14 protein-coding genes are annotated in these 15,941 nt (G+C 59.5%); 13 read left to right on the top strand and 1 reads right to left on the bottom strand.

Annotated elements, in window-relative coordinates:
* Positions 1-58 precede the first annotated feature (58 nt).
* The 12 genes from QU667_RS00300 to QU667_RS00245 all read left to right on the top strand — a co-directional run bounded on the left by QU667_RS00300 (position 59) and on the right by QU667_RS00245 (position 11,544).
* Entirely contained in the window at positions 59-490 is a 432-nt protein-coding gene (locus QU667_RS00300) for an LktC family protein (protein WP_304987361.1), read from the top strand.
* Positions 491-638: 148 nt separating this feature from the next.
* Positions 639-1,268, top strand: a complete 630-nt coding sequence (locus QU667_RS00295; protein WP_304987360.1) for an NAD(P)-dependent oxidoreductase — start codon at positions 639-641, stop codon at positions 1,266-1,268.
* Between the two features lie 275 nt (positions 1,269-1,543).
* Positions 1,544-2,326, top strand: a complete 783-nt coding sequence (locus tag QU667_RS00290) for a protein-ADP-ribose hydrolase (RefSeq protein WP_304987359.1) — start codon at positions 1,544-1,546, stop codon at positions 2,324-2,326.
* A complete protein-coding gene (locus QU667_RS00285) occupies positions 2,323-3,219 on the top strand; it encodes an SIR2 family NAD-dependent protein deacylase (protein ID WP_304987358.1) in 897 nt (298 codons plus the stop codon). The genes QU667_RS00290 and QU667_RS00285 overlap by 4 nt, the downstream gene beginning before the upstream one ends.
* A gap of 226 nt (positions 3,220-3,445) precedes the next feature.
* Positions 3,446-4,192, top strand: a complete 747-nt coding sequence (nagB, locus tag QU667_RS00280) for a glucosamine-6-phosphate deaminase (protein ID WP_304987356.1) — start codon at positions 3,446-3,448, stop codon at positions 4,190-4,192.
* Positions 4,192-5,349: an N-acetylglucosamine-6-phosphate deacetylase gene (nagA, locus tag QU667_RS00275; protein WP_304987355.1), complete on the top strand. Its 1,158-nt coding sequence runs from the start codon at positions 4,192-4,194 to the stop codon at positions 5,347-5,349. The genes nagB and nagA overlap by 1 nt, the downstream gene beginning before the upstream one ends.
* A gap of 181 nt (positions 5,350-5,530) precedes the next feature.
* Positions 5,531-6,202, top strand: a complete 672-nt coding sequence (locus tag QU667_RS00270) for an N-acetylmannosamine-6-phosphate 2-epimerase (RefSeq protein WP_304987354.1) — start codon at positions 5,531-5,533, stop codon at positions 6,200-6,202.
* A gap of 337 nt (positions 6,203-6,539) precedes the next feature.
* Positions 6,540-7,415, top strand: coding sequence for an N-acetylneuraminate lyase (locus QU667_RS00265; protein WP_304987353.1), 876 nt, complete (start codon positions 6,540-6,542; stop codon positions 7,413-7,415).
* A 31-nt stretch (positions 7,416-7,446) separates the two neighbouring features.
* Positions 7,447-8,943 carry a sodium:solute symporter family protein gene (locus QU667_RS00260; RefSeq protein ID WP_304987352.1) on the top strand — a complete coding sequence of 499 codons (1,497 nt, stop codon included), beginning with the start codon at positions 7,447-7,449 and terminating at the stop codon, positions 8,941-8,943.
* A gap of 89 nt (positions 8,944-9,032) precedes the next feature.
* Positions 9,033-9,485: a NanQ anomerase/TabA/YiaL family protein gene (locus tag QU667_RS00255; protein ID WP_304987351.1), complete on the top strand. Its 453-nt coding sequence runs from the start codon at positions 9,033-9,035 to the stop codon at positions 9,483-9,485.
* A gap of 231 nt (positions 9,486-9,716) precedes the next feature.
* On the top strand, positions 9,717-10,610 hold the full coding sequence (locus QU667_RS00250; RefSeq protein ID WP_304987350.1) for an ROK family protein: 894 nt from the start codon (positions 9,717-9,719) through the stop codon (positions 10,608-10,610).
* A 91-nt stretch (positions 10,611-10,701) separates the two neighbouring features.
* The gene (locus QU667_RS00245; RefSeq protein ID WP_304987349.1) at positions 10,702-11,544 is read left to right on the top strand and encodes a MurR/RpiR family transcriptional regulator; all 843 of its coding nucleotides are present in this window, start codon (positions 10,702-10,704) and stop codon (positions 11,542-11,544) included.
* A gap of 61 nt (positions 11,545-11,605) precedes the next feature.
* Here the strand turns inward: QU667_RS00245 and gyrA are convergent, their stop codons facing one another.
* Positions 11,606-14,053, bottom strand: a complete 2,448-nt coding sequence (gyrA, locus tag QU667_RS00240) for a DNA gyrase subunit A (RefSeq protein WP_304987348.1) — start codon at positions 14,051-14,053, stop codon at positions 11,606-11,608.
* A gap of 163 nt (positions 14,054-14,216) precedes the next feature.
* Here gyrA and QU667_RS00235 point away from each other — a divergent pair, with 163 nt between their 5' ends.
* The gene (locus QU667_RS00235) at positions 14,217-15,938 is read left to right on the top strand and encodes an O-linked N-acetylglucosamine transferase, SPINDLY family protein (protein ID WP_304987347.1); all 1,722 of its coding nucleotides are present in this window, start codon (positions 14,217-14,219) and stop codon (positions 15,936-15,938) included.
* The last annotated feature ends 3 nt before the right edge of the window (positions 15,939-15,941 follow it).

Raw genomic sequence — 15,941 nt, 5'->3', positions numbered from 1 at the left:
TCCCTCTGTGCTATAATGAATCATTATTAGGACGCAAAGTACGGGGAGGTGATTGGTCGTGATCGAAGCGGCCAAGACATTCGAGGAATATATCAAGAAGGAAAACATCACGGGGTTTCAGATCCGTGAGGCGGGCGACGAGCGCAGCACAACGATCTTCGAGAGCGAGATCGAGGTGGAGGGGCGGCGGCTCCCGATCGTCGTCATCATCGACGCAACCGCCTATGCGACCATCCGCATCCGCCTCGCGCAGAACGCCGTGGACGATACGAACGCGATGCTGCTCACGGGCTGGCTCATGCGGCAGAATCAGGACAGCCGCCTCGTCAAGTTCTACCTCACCTCCGACACCACGATCCTCGCCGATGTCGTCGTTCCGCACAATCCCGACGCATTTGATCCCGAGGTCATGGTGAGCGTCCTGCGCGTCTTTATCCGCGACATCACGAAGCTCATGCCCGATCTCGCCATGCTCCTGCCGGAGGAGTAAGTCACACGCATCAGATACGGCCCCAAACCGAACGGTTTGGGGTTTTTTTGTAAAAATTTTTATTGTGCCTATTGACGTTATGTTTTTTGTGTGCTATACTCCTTTTGTAATAAAGTTAATTACAAAATGTTTTATGGAGGTATGGAATATGAAAATTGCAGTTGTGGCATCCAATGGAAAGGCAAGCCGGGCAATCATTGCGGAGCTGATCGCACGCGGCCATGCGGTGACAGGCTTTGCACGGAGCGAGAACAAGAGCGCGGCACAGAATTTCGTGCAAAAGGACATCATGGCACTCACAAAAGAGGATCTGGCGGGTTTTGATGCCGTCGTTGACGGATTTGGCGCGTACACTCCGGAGACGCTGCCGCTGCACACGCAGACGAGTCAGCACCTCGCAGATCTCGTGGCGGGCACGACGACGCGGCTCTACATTGTAGGCGGTGCGGGCAGTCTCTATGTCGATGCGGCGCATTCGGTGCAGCTGCTCGATACACCGGAGTTCCCCGCTGCGTTCTACGCACTGGCGAAAGCGCAGACGGAGGAGCTCGCGGCACTCCGCTCCCGCACGGATGCAAAGTGGGTCTTTGTCAGCCCTGCGGCGGACTTCCGAGCAGATGGAGAAAAGACGGGCAAGTACATCCTCGGCGGCGAGGAACTGACGCTCAGTGCCACAGGCGAAAGTGTCATCAGCTATGCGGACTATGCGGTCGGCATGGTCGATCTGATTGAGAGCGGGGCACATGTGGGGGAGCGTGTGTCGCTGGTGCAGAAGTGAGTATTTGACATATGGTTCGTTCTTGGTGAAATTCTTGCGTTCCGGTTTGAGTGATGAAAATGAACGTAACGGTGATACCGTAGTGGTGCAGTCCTAAGCGAACCCTAGTGGAGCAAGCGGAAAAAAGGCACGTTCTGCCCCCTGCGGATTTCTTTCGTTCAAGCGAAGCGCGTTTGAAATCCGCAGGTATTTCGGCAGATAAGTGCCTGACCGCTTGCGTAACTAAGTGTTCGCATGGACGCACCACGCTGTTATTATGATGAGGAAGTATTCCCATGTCTCTTTCACTGATTCAAAAACTCAATGCCATCCTCCTCTCCGAACTGCCGGAGTACCGCGCACAGTCAGCGCAGGTGGAGAATACGGAAAGGGCGCAGCGGGAACTCCTCCGCGCACTGATGAATGTGCGCCCGCCGCGCCCGCTCTCGGCAGAGTTTCTGCGGATGCAGGATGCGCTGCTGTCCGCCGAGCGTGAGGCGCGCGGCGTGGTGGACGTGATGACACTTCCCGCCGTCCCCTCGGACGCACGCATTGTGTTATGGCAGGGCGATATTACAAGGCTCAATGCCGACGCGATTGTAAACGCGGCAAACTCCGCGCTTCTCGGTTGCTTTATCCCGTGTCACCGTTGTATTGACAACGCCATTCATTCGGCAGCAGGACTTCAGCTGCGTGCAGCGTGTGCGGAGCTGATGGAGCGGCAAGGGCATCCAGAGCCGACGGGCGCGGCAAAGCTCACAGCAGGGTACAATCTCCCCGCGCGACACGTCCTCCACACGGTCGGGCCGATTGTACACGGTGCACTGACGGAGGAACACCGACAGCTCCTCGCCTCCTGCTACCGCTCCTGTCTCGCGCTTGCGGCGAAAAACGGGCTGAAGTCCGTCGCGTTCTGCTGCATTTCGACGGGCGAGTTCCACTTTCCAAATGCAGCGGCAGCGGAGATCGCCGTGCGCGAGGTACGGGACTTCCTCACCGTGCCGTCCTCCATCGAGCGCGTTGTGTTCAATGTGTTCAAGGACGCAGATCTGCACATCTACGAGAGGCTTTTATTATGAAGGAAATCATCACACAATTAAAAAACGCCCTTCGCTATGCCGACTGCATTCTGATCGGCGCGGGGGCGGGACTGTCCGCAGCAGCGGGATATGACTATGTAGGGGCACGTTTTCTGAAATACTTTTCGGATTTTCACACGCGCTTCGGCATCGAGGACATCTACAGCGGCGGATTCTATCCGTTCCCGTCGCGTGAGATGTTCTGGGCATGGTGGAGCAGGAGCATCTGGATCAACCGCTATGCGCCGATGCCCGCGAGCGACGTTTATCCAAATCTGCTGCACCTCGTAGAGGGACGCGACTATTTCGTACTGACGACGAATGTAGATCATGCCTTTCAGCGTTCGGGCGTTGCGAAGGAACGCATTTTCTATACGCAAGGAGACTACGGTCTCTTTCAGAGCAGCCGTCCCGCAGGTGCGTCGGCAGGGAAAACCTATGACAACGAGGAGAGCGTGCGTGCCATGCTCACGGCACAGGGCTTCGCGTTCGCAGAGGACGGGACGCTCCTGCCGCCCGAGAACGGTGCGCCCGCGATGGTGATTCCGAGCGACCTCATCCCCTACTGCCCCGACGACGGCATGGAGATGGCAACAAACCTGCGCGCGGATGCCTCCTTCGTCGAGGATGCGGGCTGGCACGCGGCGGCAGCGCGATACACGGACTACCTCACGCACACGGAGGGTCGGCGGACGCTGCTCCTCGAACTCGGCGTGGGGATGAACACGCCCGGCATCATCAAGTATCCGTTCTGGCGCATGACGGCAGAGCGTGCGGATGTGACGTTCGCCACGGTGAATCTCGGCATGGGATATGTACCGCCCGAGATCGCCCCGCGCAGCATGATCATCAACGGAGACATTGCAAAAACATTACGCGAGCTTGTATCATGACACAAGAAAAGCTGCCTGATGGCAGCTTTTTTGTGTGTTGCATATGTTCTTGTGCGTCCTAAGGAATCGCTGATCAAATGAAGTCTGTCCAAAACGAAATATTTTTCATTTTATGAGATAGACAAAATATATATCAAATATTTTATGAAATATAATTGCATTTTACTCGGAACCGTGCTATATTGAAGAAGATTTCAGAACAAATATACAGAAGGGGAGTATCGCAATGCGTATCATTTTTACAGATACCTATAAGAAGATGAGCGAGGAGGCGGCAAAGATCCTTGCGGGACAGCTCTGGATCAAACCGGACTCGGTGCTCGGGCTCGCGACGGGCAGCACCCCGGTGGAACTCTATCAAAATCTCGTCTGGCTGTACAAGACCGTTGGGCTGGACTTCTCGCAGGCGACTTCGTTCAATCTGGATGAATACGTCGGGCTCGCGGAGGACGATCCGCAGAGCTACCATCGCTTCATGCACGAGAACCTCTTCGACCATGTGAACATCCGCAAGGATCACGTATTCTTCCCGAACGGGCTCGCCGCAGACAGCGCGGCGGAGGGCGAACGCTACGAGGCGGCGATCACGGCGGCGGGCGGCATCGATATGCAGCTGCTCGGGATCGGACGCAATGCTCACATCGGCTTCAACGAGCCGGCGGACGCGTTCACACGCATCACACACAAGGTCGCACTCAAGGAGAGCACCATCGCGGCAAACGCACGCTTCTTTGCCTCTGCCGCAGACGTTCCGCGCGAGGCGATGAGCATGGGCATCGGCACGATTTTCCGCGCACGCCACATCGTCCTGCTCGCGAGCGGTGCGGAGAAGGCGGAGGCGGTGCGCGATGCGGTCGAGGGCGCAATCACGCCGCGTGTTCCCGCCTCCATCCTCCAGCTGCACCCGAGCGTGACCCTCATCGTCGACCAAGAGGCAGGTTCGCTCCTCAAGGCAGAAAAGAGTGATTCCTGATGAACGTCATTCAAAACGGCATCCTGATTCTGCCCGATGAAAACGGACGCTTTGCGGCGCGGACGGGGCTCGTCCTCTGCTACGATGCACGGATCACGCGCATTGTCCCCGCAGCGGAGTTCTCCGCCGCCGCAGACGATACGGTAATTGATGCGGCGGGCGCATACGTCGCGCCCGGCTTCGTGAACGTCCACATCCACGGCGCGGACGGCGCGGATACGATGGACGAGGATGCGGAGGCACTCGGGAAAATTGCTGCATTCCAAGCGCGTACGGGCGTGACCTCCTTCCTGCCGACCACGATGACCTGTGCCTACGACGCGGTGGAGCGGGCACTCGACCGCATCCGCCGTGGAATGGCGGAGGAGCCGCACGGCGCACGCATCCTCGGCGCACATATGGAGGGGCCCTTCATCAGCCCCGCGAAAAAGGGCGCACAGGACGAGCAATACATCCTCCCACCCACGTTTGAGAAGATCGCCCCCTATGCCGATGTCATCAAGATCATCACCGTTGCACCGGAGATGATCGCCGAGGACGGCTTTATCGAGAGCTGCCGCACACACGGCATCATCGTTTCCCTCGGACATACGGCGGCGGACTACGAAACGGCACGCGCGGCGATTGCACGCGGCGCGACGCACATCACGCACCTGTGCAACGCGATGACGGGGCTGAACCACAGACAGCCCGGCGTGCTCGGCGCGGCGCTCGACAGCGATGCGAACTGCGAGCTGATTACGGACAACGTACACGTCCATCCCGCCATGCAGCGCATCATCTACGCGGCGAAGCGCGGCGCACACATCATCCCCATCACGGACTCCATGCGTGCCTGCGGTCTCTCAGACGGCATCTCGGAGCTCGGCGGACAGAAGGTCTACGTCAAGGGAACACGCGCAACCCTCGCCGACGGCACGATTGCGGGCAGCGTGCTGCGCATGAACGACGGGCTGCGCATCCTCCGTGAAAATCTGGATGCATCCATCCCCGCCGTTGTGGAGATGGCGACGCGTACCCCCGCCGAGGAACTGAACGTATATGATAAACTCGGCTCACTCAGCGTTGGAAAATACGCGGATCTTGTGATTTTCGATGAGGATTTCCGAATCCGGCGGACAATCGTCGGCGGCACAAGCTGTTTTGTCGAAGCGTAAAAAATGATGATACTCCAAAGCAACCCCTAGTGAAGTAAGTGCGTAAGCATATCCGCACGCGCTCACTTGCACAACAAAGCGTTCGCGTTGAGTATCATATAGCGAAACCAAAACAATACATTTAACTATAAAATATTATACTATAAATTACAATAAATAATAATAAATTGGAGGCATTTTTATGGATTTTTTCTCCGCCGTGAAGGGAAAACTCATCATCTCCTGTCAGGCACTCCCCGATGAGCCCCTGCACAGCCCGTTCATCATGGGACGCATGGCGCGCGCGGCAAAGGAGGGCGGAGCAGTCGCCATCCGTGCGCAGAGCGTTGCGGACATCGAGGAGATCCGCGCCGTCGCACAGCTGCCCGTCATTGGTCTCATCAAGCAGAACTACGCCGACTCCCCCATCTACATCACGCCGACCATGCGCGAGGTGGAGGCACTGATCGGAACGGGCTGCGAGATGATCGCCCTCGACATGACCGACCGCGAGCGTCCGCAGAAAACGGATGTGCGTGACCTCGTCGCACGCATCCATGCGGCACACCGCCTCGTCCTCGCCGACATCTCCACCTACGAGGAGGGCCTGACGGCGGCGGAACTGGGTGCGGACGCCATCTCCACCACCCTCTCGGGTTACACTCCGTACAGCCCGCAACTCGCAGGGCCCGACTACGAACTCATGCGCCGCCTTGTCAAGAACACGACAATCCCCGTCTTTGCCGAGGGGCGCATCAACACCCCCGAGGAACTCAAAGAGGCGATGCAGACAGGCGTATTCGGCGCGATCGTCGGCTCCGCCATCACGCGTCCCCAGCTCATTGCGCGCCGCTTCACCGACGCGATTGCATAAAAACAAACAGCGACTATGAAGAGGAGCAAAGCCCTAAGCGAACCCTAGTGAAGCAAGTGAGAAAATACTGACCTGTCCAAGAAGCAAGTCCGTAGGACGAAGCTGATTGGGAAACAGGTCGTATGGGAAAACGTCCCAAGAACACGAGCGATAGCGAAGTGCGATTGGATGACGTTGACCGCTTGTGCGTTTCGCCCCCGACGGATTTCTTTCGTTCAAGCGAAGCGCGTTTAAGAAGTCCGTCGGTATTTAGGCGAATAAGCACACGATCACTTGCGTAACGAGGCGTTCGCGTGAGCTTGCTCCTCACCTAACCATTTCTAAGGAGGAAATCATCATGAGAGAACTCAAAGGCCTGTATTCCGCACTGCTCGGCGCATTTCACGAGGACGGCTCGATCAACGAGAAGGGACTGCGCCAGATCATCCGCCACAACATCGACCACAACAAGATGGACGGGCTCTACGTCGGCGGCAGCACGGGCGAGAACTTCATGCTCTCCACCGACGAGAAGAAGCGCATCTTCGAGATCGCCAAGGACGAGGCGAAGAACGACATCACCCTCATGGCGCAGGTCGGCTCGATCAACCTCAAGGAGTCCGTGGAGCTCGCGAAATTCGTCACAGACCTCGGCTACGATGCCATCAGCGCCGTCACACCGTTCTACTACAAATTCGGCTTCGAAGAGGTACGCCACTACTACGAAACCATCGTCGCCGACGTCGATACGCGCATGGTCATCTACTTCATCCCCTTCCTCACGGGCGTGAACATCAGCGTGGAACAGTTCGCCAAGCTGTTCGAGAACAAGAAGATCGTCGGTGTGAAGTTCACACAGGGCGACTTTTACGTCCTGGAGCGTATGCGCAGGGCATTCCCGGACAAGCTCATCTTCGCCGGATTTGACGAAATGCTCCTGCCCGCGACGGTTCTCGGCATCGACGGCGCAATCGGCTCGACCTACAACGTCAACGCCGCCCGTGCCCGTCAGATTTATGACCTCGCCCGTGCGAACAGGATCGCCGAGGCGCTTGAGGTGCAGCACGTCACGAACGACCTCATCACCGACATCCTCGACAACGGCCTCTACGGCACGATCAAACTCCTCCTGGAGGAACAGGGCATCGAGGCGGGCTGCTGCCGCGCACCGATGAAGGCATATACGCCGGAGATGCGTGCCCGCGCAAAGGAGATCTACAAGAAGTATTTCTGAGCTTCTATCATCATCTCAGGAGGAGATAACTATGCATCAGGGATTTACCTGGATTGACACGGCAGTCCTCGTCATCTACCTGCTCGGCGTTCTGCTCGCAGGTCTCTACTATTCGAAAAAAGAAATGCAGGGCAAGGAGTTCTTCAAGGGCGACGGTACGATACCGTGGTACGTCACCTGCGTTTCCATCTTTGCGACGCTGCTCAGCCCCATTTCCTTCCTCGCCATCCCGGGCAACTCGTATCACGGCTCATGGATCTTCTGGTGGGCGCAGCTCGGTATGCTGTTCGCGATCCCGCTGACGATCCGCTACTTCCTGCCGATCTACAGCAAACTTGAGATCGACACTGCGTACCACTACCTCCAAAAGCGCTTCGAGAGCGGCAACCTCCGCATCCTCGGCGCGCTCATGTTCATCATCTATCAGCTCGGACGTATGTCCATCATCATGTACCTCCCGTCCATGGCACTCGCCGAGGTCACGGGGCTCGATGTCAATATGCTGATCGTCGTCATGGGTGTCATCGCCATCATCTACTCCTACTCCGGCGGTCTCAAGGCGGTTCTCTACACCGACTTCATCCAGGGCACGGTTCTCATCGTCGGCATCGGCATCTCCCTCATCGTCATGATCAGCAGCATCCACGGCGGATGGGGCACGGTCTGGGATACCCTCACCACAGGACATAAGTTCATGCTCGAAAACGAGGTCTGGATGAGCCCCGACATCGTTTCCTCCAGCGTCTTTATCATCTTCATCGGCGGCGGCCTTGGAACGTTCGCGTCGTACATCTCCAGTCAGGACATTGTCCAGCGTTTCACCACGACAACGGATATGAAGCAGCTCAACAAAATGACGCTCGGCAACGGTGTTGTTTCCATCTTCGCCGCGACGGTATTCTTCCTCGTCGGCACGGCACTCTTCGTATTCTACCAGCAGAACCCCGACCTCCTCACGACGGATCGCCGTGACCTCGTGCTTGCAGCGTACATCACGTATGAGCTGCCCGTAGGTCTTACGGGTATCCTCCTCGCCGCCCTCTTTGCGGCGGCGCAGTCCACGCTCTCCACGGGCATCAACTCCGTTGCGACGAGCTGGGTTCTCGACATCCAGTCCGTCCTAAACCCAGCGATGGAGATGAAAAAGCAGACGCGCATCGCGCAGTTCATCTCTCTGGGCATCGGCATCCTCTCCATCGTCGTCGCCATCGTCATGGCAGGCAGTGACATCCGCTCGGCGTACCAGTGGTTCAACAGCTTCATCGGGCTTGCGCTCGGAGCACTGGCGGGCATGTTCGTCCTCGGCGCGTTCTGCCCGAAGGCAAATGCCAAGGGCGCATTCATCGGGTTCATCACGGCAACCGCCGTCGTCCTCTACCTCAAGTACTTCGTCCCGTCCGTTTCGTTCTGGTCGTACACCCTCATCACCATCGTCATCTCCCTCGTCGTCGGCAACCTCGTCAGCCGCATCACCGAGCCGAACTACGAGGCTCCTGCGGGTACGACGGTGCAGTCAACGAGAGGATAAAACATAGAAGTGCAGCGTGCGTGACACCTCCGTGAGCCCTAGGGAAGCACTGAGGTGTCACGCATGAAAAACATATCCAAGGAGGTTCTATGATCTACGGCAGCATCTACCACGAAAAGACCTACGCATTCCTCCCACCGCGCGTGCAGCAGGCGCTTGCCTTTGCCCGCACGCACGACCTTGCCGCGCTCCCCAAGGGGCGCAATGACATCGACGGCGAGGATGTCTACGTCAACATCGCCCACTACACCACGGGCGAGCGCAACGAAAAGATCTGGGAGGCACACCGCGCCTACATCGACATCCACGTCCTCGCCGAGGGCACGGAGAGCATCGACGTGAGCCTCATCGAGCGGATGCAGACGCACCCATACGAGGAGGAGGGGGACTACGTGCCCGCCGACGGCGCCGTCACCCAGACCACCATCATGCGCCCCGGCGATTTCCTCATCTGCTACCCCGAGGACGTACACCGCTCCGGGGTGAAGGTCGACGAAGCCGCCCCGCTCAAGAAAGGGATTTTCAAGGTCAAGGTCGAATAGGGAGAAAACAATCTAGGAGATGAAGGGCAATGTCTCAAAGCGAACCCTAGTGGAGCAAGCGGAGAAAAGGGCACGTTCTGCCCCCTGCGGATTTCTTTCGTTCAAGCGAAGCGCGTTTAAGAAGTCCGCAGGTATTTAGGCAGATAAGTGCCTGACCGCTTGCGTAACTAAGCGTTCGCGTGAGACTTGCCCTCATTTCTATCCATCCTATATATGAACGGAGGCGCATCCATGTATATCTGCATCGACATCGGCGGCACCGCCATCAAGTACGGCGTTGCGGACGCGGCGGGGACGCTGCACACGCGCGGCTCCGTGCCCACCGAGGCGAAGGAGTACGGCGGCACAGGCATCGTGCAAAAGGTCTTTGCCATCGTGCGTGAGGCGCAGCAGACCCACGGTGTGAAGGGCGTCGCCATCTCCACGGCGGGCATGGTCGATCCGAAGGCGGGCTGCATCGTCTACGCGCTTGCCGACGCCATCCCCGACTACACGGGTACGAACTGGAAAGCCCTCATGCACGATGCGTTCGGACTGCCCGCCTCCGTCGAGAACGATGTCAACTGTGCCGCGCTCGGCGAGCTGTGGCGGGGCGCGGGCAGGGGCTTCTCCTCCCTCTTTGCCATGACCGTCGGCACGAGCATCGGCGGCGCACTCATCGTCGATGGGCGCATCGTCCACGGTGCCTCGGGGAGCGCGGGTGAAATCGCCTATATGCGCGTCCCCGGCGGACGGCTGCACGAACGCTGCTCCGCGACCCGGCTCGTCGCCTCCGTCTGCCGCACCAAGGGACTGCCCGCCGGCAGCATCGACGGGCACGCCGTGTTTGACCTCCTCAGGAAGGGCGACCCTGCCGCCGTGGAAGAGGTCACGGCACTCATCGACGCTCTCGCCGACGCGATTACAAACATCGTCTCGGTGGTCAGCCCCGAATGCATCGTGCTCGGCGGCGGCATCATGGCACAGGAGGAGGCGCTGCGCCCGCCGCTTGAGGAGGCGCTGCGTGACCGCCTCCCGCCCCTCATCTGCGCGGCGACCAAGATCACCTTCGCCGCCACACAGAACGATGCAGGGATGCTCGGCGCACTCCGCCACTTTTTGCAGGAGTACGGAGACCTCGCGTAACGATCTGCACGCAAAACGCCGCCCCATGGACGGCGTTTTCTTTTTCATCAAAATCTGCTATGATACAGACAAGAACGGAAGAGGTGATCCCATGAAGATACTCAGCCGGCTCGATGATCCGCCGTTCCGCGTTTCCAAGGGCGACCGCAAAATCATCGACTGCATCCGTGCCCGTCTCACCGACATCCCGCGCATGACCATCTCCGAGATCGCACGTGCGAGCGGCACGGCGGAGGCGACCTGCACCCGATTCGTCCGCAAGATGGGCTTCGCGGGGCTTTCGGACTTCAAGGCGGCGCTCGCCGAGGAGGGGGGCGAGCTCGGACGCTACATGGAGCGCGGAAACATAAGGAACAATGAAACGGCGCGTGAGACGGCGCACAAACTCCTCGCGGCGAACATGATCGCGCTCGAAAAGACGCAAGATCTCATCCGCAACGACACCATCGACCGCTGTGCCGCCCTCCTCATCGGAGCACAGCGCATCTCCTTCATCGGGCTCGGGTACTCCGGCATCATCGCGCTGGACTCCTATTTCAAATTCCTGCGCATCGGCATGAACTGCATCGCACCGCGCGACAACCACAGTATGCGCATGATCGCCGCCATCATGGAGCCGGACGACGTGATCTTTGCCATCTCCCACTCGGGCGAAACCGCCGAGATCCTCGCGACCGTCGCACTCGCGCGGTCACGGGGGCTGAAGGTCATCTCCCTCACCGAAAACCACCCGTCCGCCCTGCGCGATGCCTCCGACGTGAGCCTGACCTACATCTCCGAGGAGACCCCGCTCGAAACCGGTTCCATCGCCTCGAAGATTGTCCAGTTCTTCCTCGTCGATCTCGTCTATACCGAGGTGCTGAAAAACCTCCCGCCGAGTGCCATGGAAAAGAAAATCCGCACGACCGAAGCCGTGCGGCAAAACAAAGAATAGATAAAGCACCGCTTCCGATCATGGAAACGGTGCCTTTTTCAGCAGTTTGGAGCATACTGTCCTACTCGCCCGGCGCATCGACGATGCGGTTCATCGTCGCCATCGAGGCGACGCGGTCGCTCTCGCCGAGGGTCATGAGCTTCACGCCCTGCGTATTGCGGCTGATGAGGGAGATCTCGTCCACCGTCGTGCGGATCACAATGCCCTCGGTGGTGATGAGCATGAGCTCCTGGTTCTCACGGACGACACGGATGCCGACGACGGGACCAGTCTTGTCCGTGACCTTCATATTGATGAGCCCCTTGCCGCCGCGCGTCTGCGTGCGGTACTCCTCGGCGGGGGTGCGCTTGCCGTAGCCGCCCTCGGTGACGGTGAGCACCTCGGAATCCGCTTTCAAAAGATCCATCGCGACGACCTCATCCCCCTCGCTGAGACTTATGCCGCGCACGCCGCGCGTGACGCGCCCCATGGAGCGCACGCCGTCCTCGGGGAAGGCAATCGCCTTGCCGTAGCGCGTGCCGAGCATGATGCGGTTCTCGCCGTCGGTGAATTTTACGCCGATGAGTTCGTCGTCCTCGTCGAGGTTGACCGCCTTCAGACCGCTCTTACGAATGCTACCGAACTCGGCGAGCGGGGTCTTTTTCACCACGCCGCGCTTCGTTGCGAGGAAGAGGAAGCGGTCGGGTTTGAACTCCTTGACCTGGATAACCGCCGTGATGCGCTCGTCGGATTCGACGGCGAGGAGGTTGACGATCGCCGTCCCCTTCGCCTGCCGTCCGCTCTCGGGGATCTCGTACGCCTTCAGCACGAACGCCCGCCCGCGGTTGGTAAAGAAGAGGATGTCGTTGTGCGTCGTGGTAATGAGGAGGTCGCTGACGATGTCCGTCTCCTTCGTCCCCATCCCCTTCACGCCGACCCCGCCGCGCCGCTGACGGCGGTAGGTGTCCAGAGGGATGCGCTTGATGTAGTTGTTCAGTGTGAGCGTGACGACGACATCCTCCTCGGCGATGAGATCCTTGATGTCCATCTCGCTCGCGTCGAAGGTGATCTCCGTGCGGCGTTCGTCGCCGTACTTGTCGCGTACCTCGATGAGTTCGTTCTTGATGATGGCGAGCACCTTCATGCGGTCGGCGAGGATGCCCTGCAGCTCCTCGATCATGCGCAGTACCTCTTGGTACTCCTCCTCGATCTTCTCGCGCTCCAGACCCGTGAGGCGCTGGAGTCTGAGATCGAGGATCGCCTGTGCCTGCTTCTCCGTGAGGCTGAACCCATCCATGAGTGCCGTGCGTGCGATGTCCGCCGTACGGCTCTCGCGGATCGTTGTAATGACAGCGTCCAGATGGTCGAGGGCAATGGTGAGGCCTTCGAGGATGTGGGCGCGTGCCTGTGCCTTTGCCAGCTCGTACTGCGTGCGCCGCGTGATGACATTTTCCTGATGGCTGATGTAGTGCCCGAGCATCTGCTTGATGTTCATGATGACGGGCTGCCCGTCCACGAGGGCGAGCATGATGATGCCGAAGCTGTCCTGGAGCTGCGTGTGCTTATACAGCTGATTCAGTATGACGTTGGGCGCACTGTCGCGGCGCAGCTCAATGACGATGCGCATACCGCTGCGGTCGGACTCATCGCGCAGATCCGTGATGCCGTCGATCTGCTTGTCGCGGACGAGCTCGGCGATCTTCTCGATCAGACGCGCCTTGTTGACCTGATACGGGAGCTCGGTGACGATGATGCGCGGTTTCCCATTGCTCATCGTCTCGATGTGGGCGCGTGCACGCATTTTCACCACGCCGCGTCCCGTCGTATATGCCTTGCGAATCTCCTCCGTGCCGAGGATGAGCCCCGCTGTCGGGAAGTCGGGTCCCTTGATAACCCCCATCAGCTCTTCAATGGTTGTTTCAGGGTTATCAATGAGCATCAGCGTGCCGTTGATAACCTCGACCATGTTGTGCGGCGGGATGTTCGTCGCCATGCCGACGGCGATGCCCGCCGTGCCGTTGACGAGGAGCTGCGGGAATTTCGCGGGCAGGACGGTCGGCTCCTTCTCCGAGCCGTCGTAGTTGTCCGTAAAATCCACGGTTTCCTTGTCGATGTCGCGCAGCATCAGCTCCGCAATCTTCGACATACGCACCTCGGTGTAGCGCATTGCCGCAGCGGAGTCGCCGTCGACCGAGCCGAAGTTGCCGTGGCCGTCCGCGAGCATATAGCGCATGGAGAAGTCCTGCGCCATGCGGACGATCGCGTCGTAGACGGAGGTGTCGCCGTGCGGGTGATATTTACCGAGCACTTCACCGACGATACGCGCCGACTTTTTGTAGGGCTTGCTGCTCGTCATGCCCGAGCCCTGCATCGCGTAGAGGATGCGGCGGTGTACGGGCTTCAGACCGTCGCGCACGTCGGGCAGCGCACGCGCGACGATGACGCTCATCGCATAGTCGATGTAGGAGTTCTTCATCTCGTGTTCGAGGTTGACCGGGACGATGCGCCCCTGTCCAAAATCCAGATCCAAAATGTCACCTCTTCGTGTTCGTTGCACAATATTCCACGTTGATTATAGCATTTTCGCGGGAAAAAGTCTATGTGCGGGGGGATACGGGCGTGCTCTTCGCGATAATAAAGGATTTCTCTGTTTTCCCGTCGAATAACAATCTAAATTGGTGAGGAGGGATGTTGTGAAGAACATAGCGGCGCAGCGGCAGGAGATGCTGATGCGGGCGAATGCGCTGTACGAGGCAAAGGAGTACGCACGCGCGGAAGAGGCGGCGGCGGAGCTGCTCGCCGTACTGCCCGAGGATGCGGAGATGCGCTACATCCGTGCGGCGGCGCTGACGGGGCTGGAGCGCTACGACGAGGCGCGTACGGAGATCGCACGCCTCCGCACGATCCGCCCCGACCATGCGGGCGCGGCGCGACAGGAGGTCTACATCGACCGTGCGGAGGGGAAGTTCTGCACCGCGATCCGCCATCTGCGCACCTTGATCGCCGCGCTCGAACAAAAAATTGCCGCAGGGGACAACATTGCCTATCATACGGTCTTTCTCGCGAGTGCCTACAGCCTCCTCGGCGAGGCGCTGACGCTCACGGGGGAGAGTGCGGCGGCGGTCGATGCCTTCCGCGCATCGAGCCGTCTCGAAACGACGCGTGAAAAAAAGGCGATTGAGTACAGCAACGCGCTCTTTGCCGCGAACTATCTACCCGCAGGTCTGCGCTCGGATGCTGCGGAACTGGCACGCGGCTACGGCGCACTCTATGCCGATGTGCGCCCGCTCTCGTGCGCGGCGGACGCTGCACGCGGGCATGAGCGCATCCGCATCGGCTACATCTCGCCCGACCTGCGCACACATCCCGTCGGGACGCTCATGCGGCCGCTCCTTTTTCTCTATGACCGCACGCGCTTTTCCGTCCACTGCTACATGAACGGTGCGGAGGACGCGCTCTCGCACGCATTCCGCGCGGCGGTGGACGTGTGGCGCAACATACAGGGGATGCCCGCAGAGGAGGTCGCGGCACGCGTGCGTGCGGACGAAATCGACATCCTCGTGGATCTCGCGGGACATACGAAGGACAACTGTCTTCCCGTGCTCGCGCACAAGCCCGCGCCTGTGCAGGTGACGGGCATCGGCTACTTCAATACGACGGGTCTGCCTGCGGTTGACTATATGCTTTCGGATGTGCACGTTGACCCCATCGGGACGGCAGATCCCGCCTTTACCGAGGAGATGATCCGTCTGCCGCACAGCCATTTCTGCTATGTGCTGCCCGAGGAGCTTCCCCCCGTCGCTCCGCCGCCGTCGCAGAAAAACGGGTGCGTGACGTTCGGCTCGTTCAACAATTTCAGCAAGGTGACGGACGAGGTGCTGCATCTCTGGAAAGAGGTGCTCGATGCTGTACCGCGCTCGCGTCTGCTTGTCAAGAGCAAGCTGTTCGCGAGTGCGGAGGGCAGAGAGCTCGCGGCGGAGCGTTTCACGCGCTGCGGCATTCCCACCGGACGCGTGGAGATGCGCCCGTTCAGCCGCGACCATCTCGCAGAGTATGGGGATATGGACATCGCACTCGACACATTCCCCTACACGGGCGGCATCACCACCTGCGAGGCTCTGGCGATGGGCGTGCCTGTCATAACGCTCTGCGGGAGGGATCACGGCGCACGGTTCGGGGAGAGCCTGCTGCGGAATGCGAACCTCGCGGAACTGATCGCCGATACCCCTGCGGCCTATGTGCAGATCGCGGCGACACTCGCATCCGCGCCCGAGACCCTTGCCGCCCTGCGGGCGAATCTGCGCACGATCCTCGCGCACGCACCGCTGACCGACGCCCGCACGTATGTCCGTGACGTGGAGGCGGCGTATGCGGAGATCTGGGAGAGGTTCGTACGCGCTGCGGGCAGAATGTGAGAT

Origin of the sequence: Selenomonas dianae (assembly GCF_030644225.1) — a bacterium.
Classification (GTDB): Bacteria; Bacillota; Negativicutes; order Selenomonadales; family Selenomonadaceae; genus Centipeda; species Centipeda dianae.
Note: the sequence above shows the minus strand (reverse complement) of the source record. Positions and strands in the feature narration are given on the sequence as shown.

Excerpts from the sequence above, each read along its gene's own strand:
- QU667_RS00285 (WP_304987358.1), top strand. The coding sequence starts at position 2,323 with ATGAAGGAAATCATCACACAATTAAAAAACGCCCTTCGCTATGCCGAC.
- nagB (WP_304987356.1), top strand. The coding sequence starts at position 3,446 with ATGCGTATCATTTTTACAGATACCTATAAGAAGATGAGCGAGGAGGCG.
- QU667_RS00250 (WP_304987350.1), top strand. The coding sequence starts at position 9,717 with ATGTATATCTGCATCGACATCGGCGGCACCGCCATCAAGTACGGCGTT.
- nagA (WP_304987355.1), top strand. The coding sequence starts at position 4,192 with ATGAACGTCATTCAAAACGGCATCCTGATTCTGCCCGATGAAAACGGA.
- QU667_RS00245 (WP_304987349.1), top strand. The coding sequence starts at position 10,702 with ATGAAGATACTCAGCCGGCTCGATGATCCGCCGTTCCGCGTTTCCAAG.
- QU667_RS00265 (WP_304987353.1), top strand. The coding sequence starts at position 6,540 with ATGAGAGAACTCAAAGGCCTGTATTCCGCACTGCTCGGCGCATTTCAC.
- QU667_RS00290 (WP_304987359.1), top strand. The coding sequence starts at position 1,544 with ATGTCTCTTTCACTGATTCAAAAACTCAATGCCATCCTCCTCTCCGAA.
- QU667_RS00260 (WP_304987352.1), top strand. The coding sequence starts at position 7,447 with ATGCATCAGGGATTTACCTGGATTGACACGGCAGTCCTCGTCATCTAC.
- QU667_RS00255 (WP_304987351.1), top strand. The coding sequence starts at position 9,033 with ATGATCTACGGCAGCATCTACCACGAAAAGACCTACGCATTCCTCCCA.
- QU667_RS00270 (WP_304987354.1), top strand. The coding sequence starts at position 5,531 with ATGGATTTTTTCTCCGCCGTGAAGGGAAAACTCATCATCTCCTGTCAG.
- QU667_RS00295 (WP_304987360.1), top strand. The coding sequence starts at position 639 with ATGAAAATTGCAGTTGTGGCATCCAATGGAAAGGCAAGCCGGGCAATC.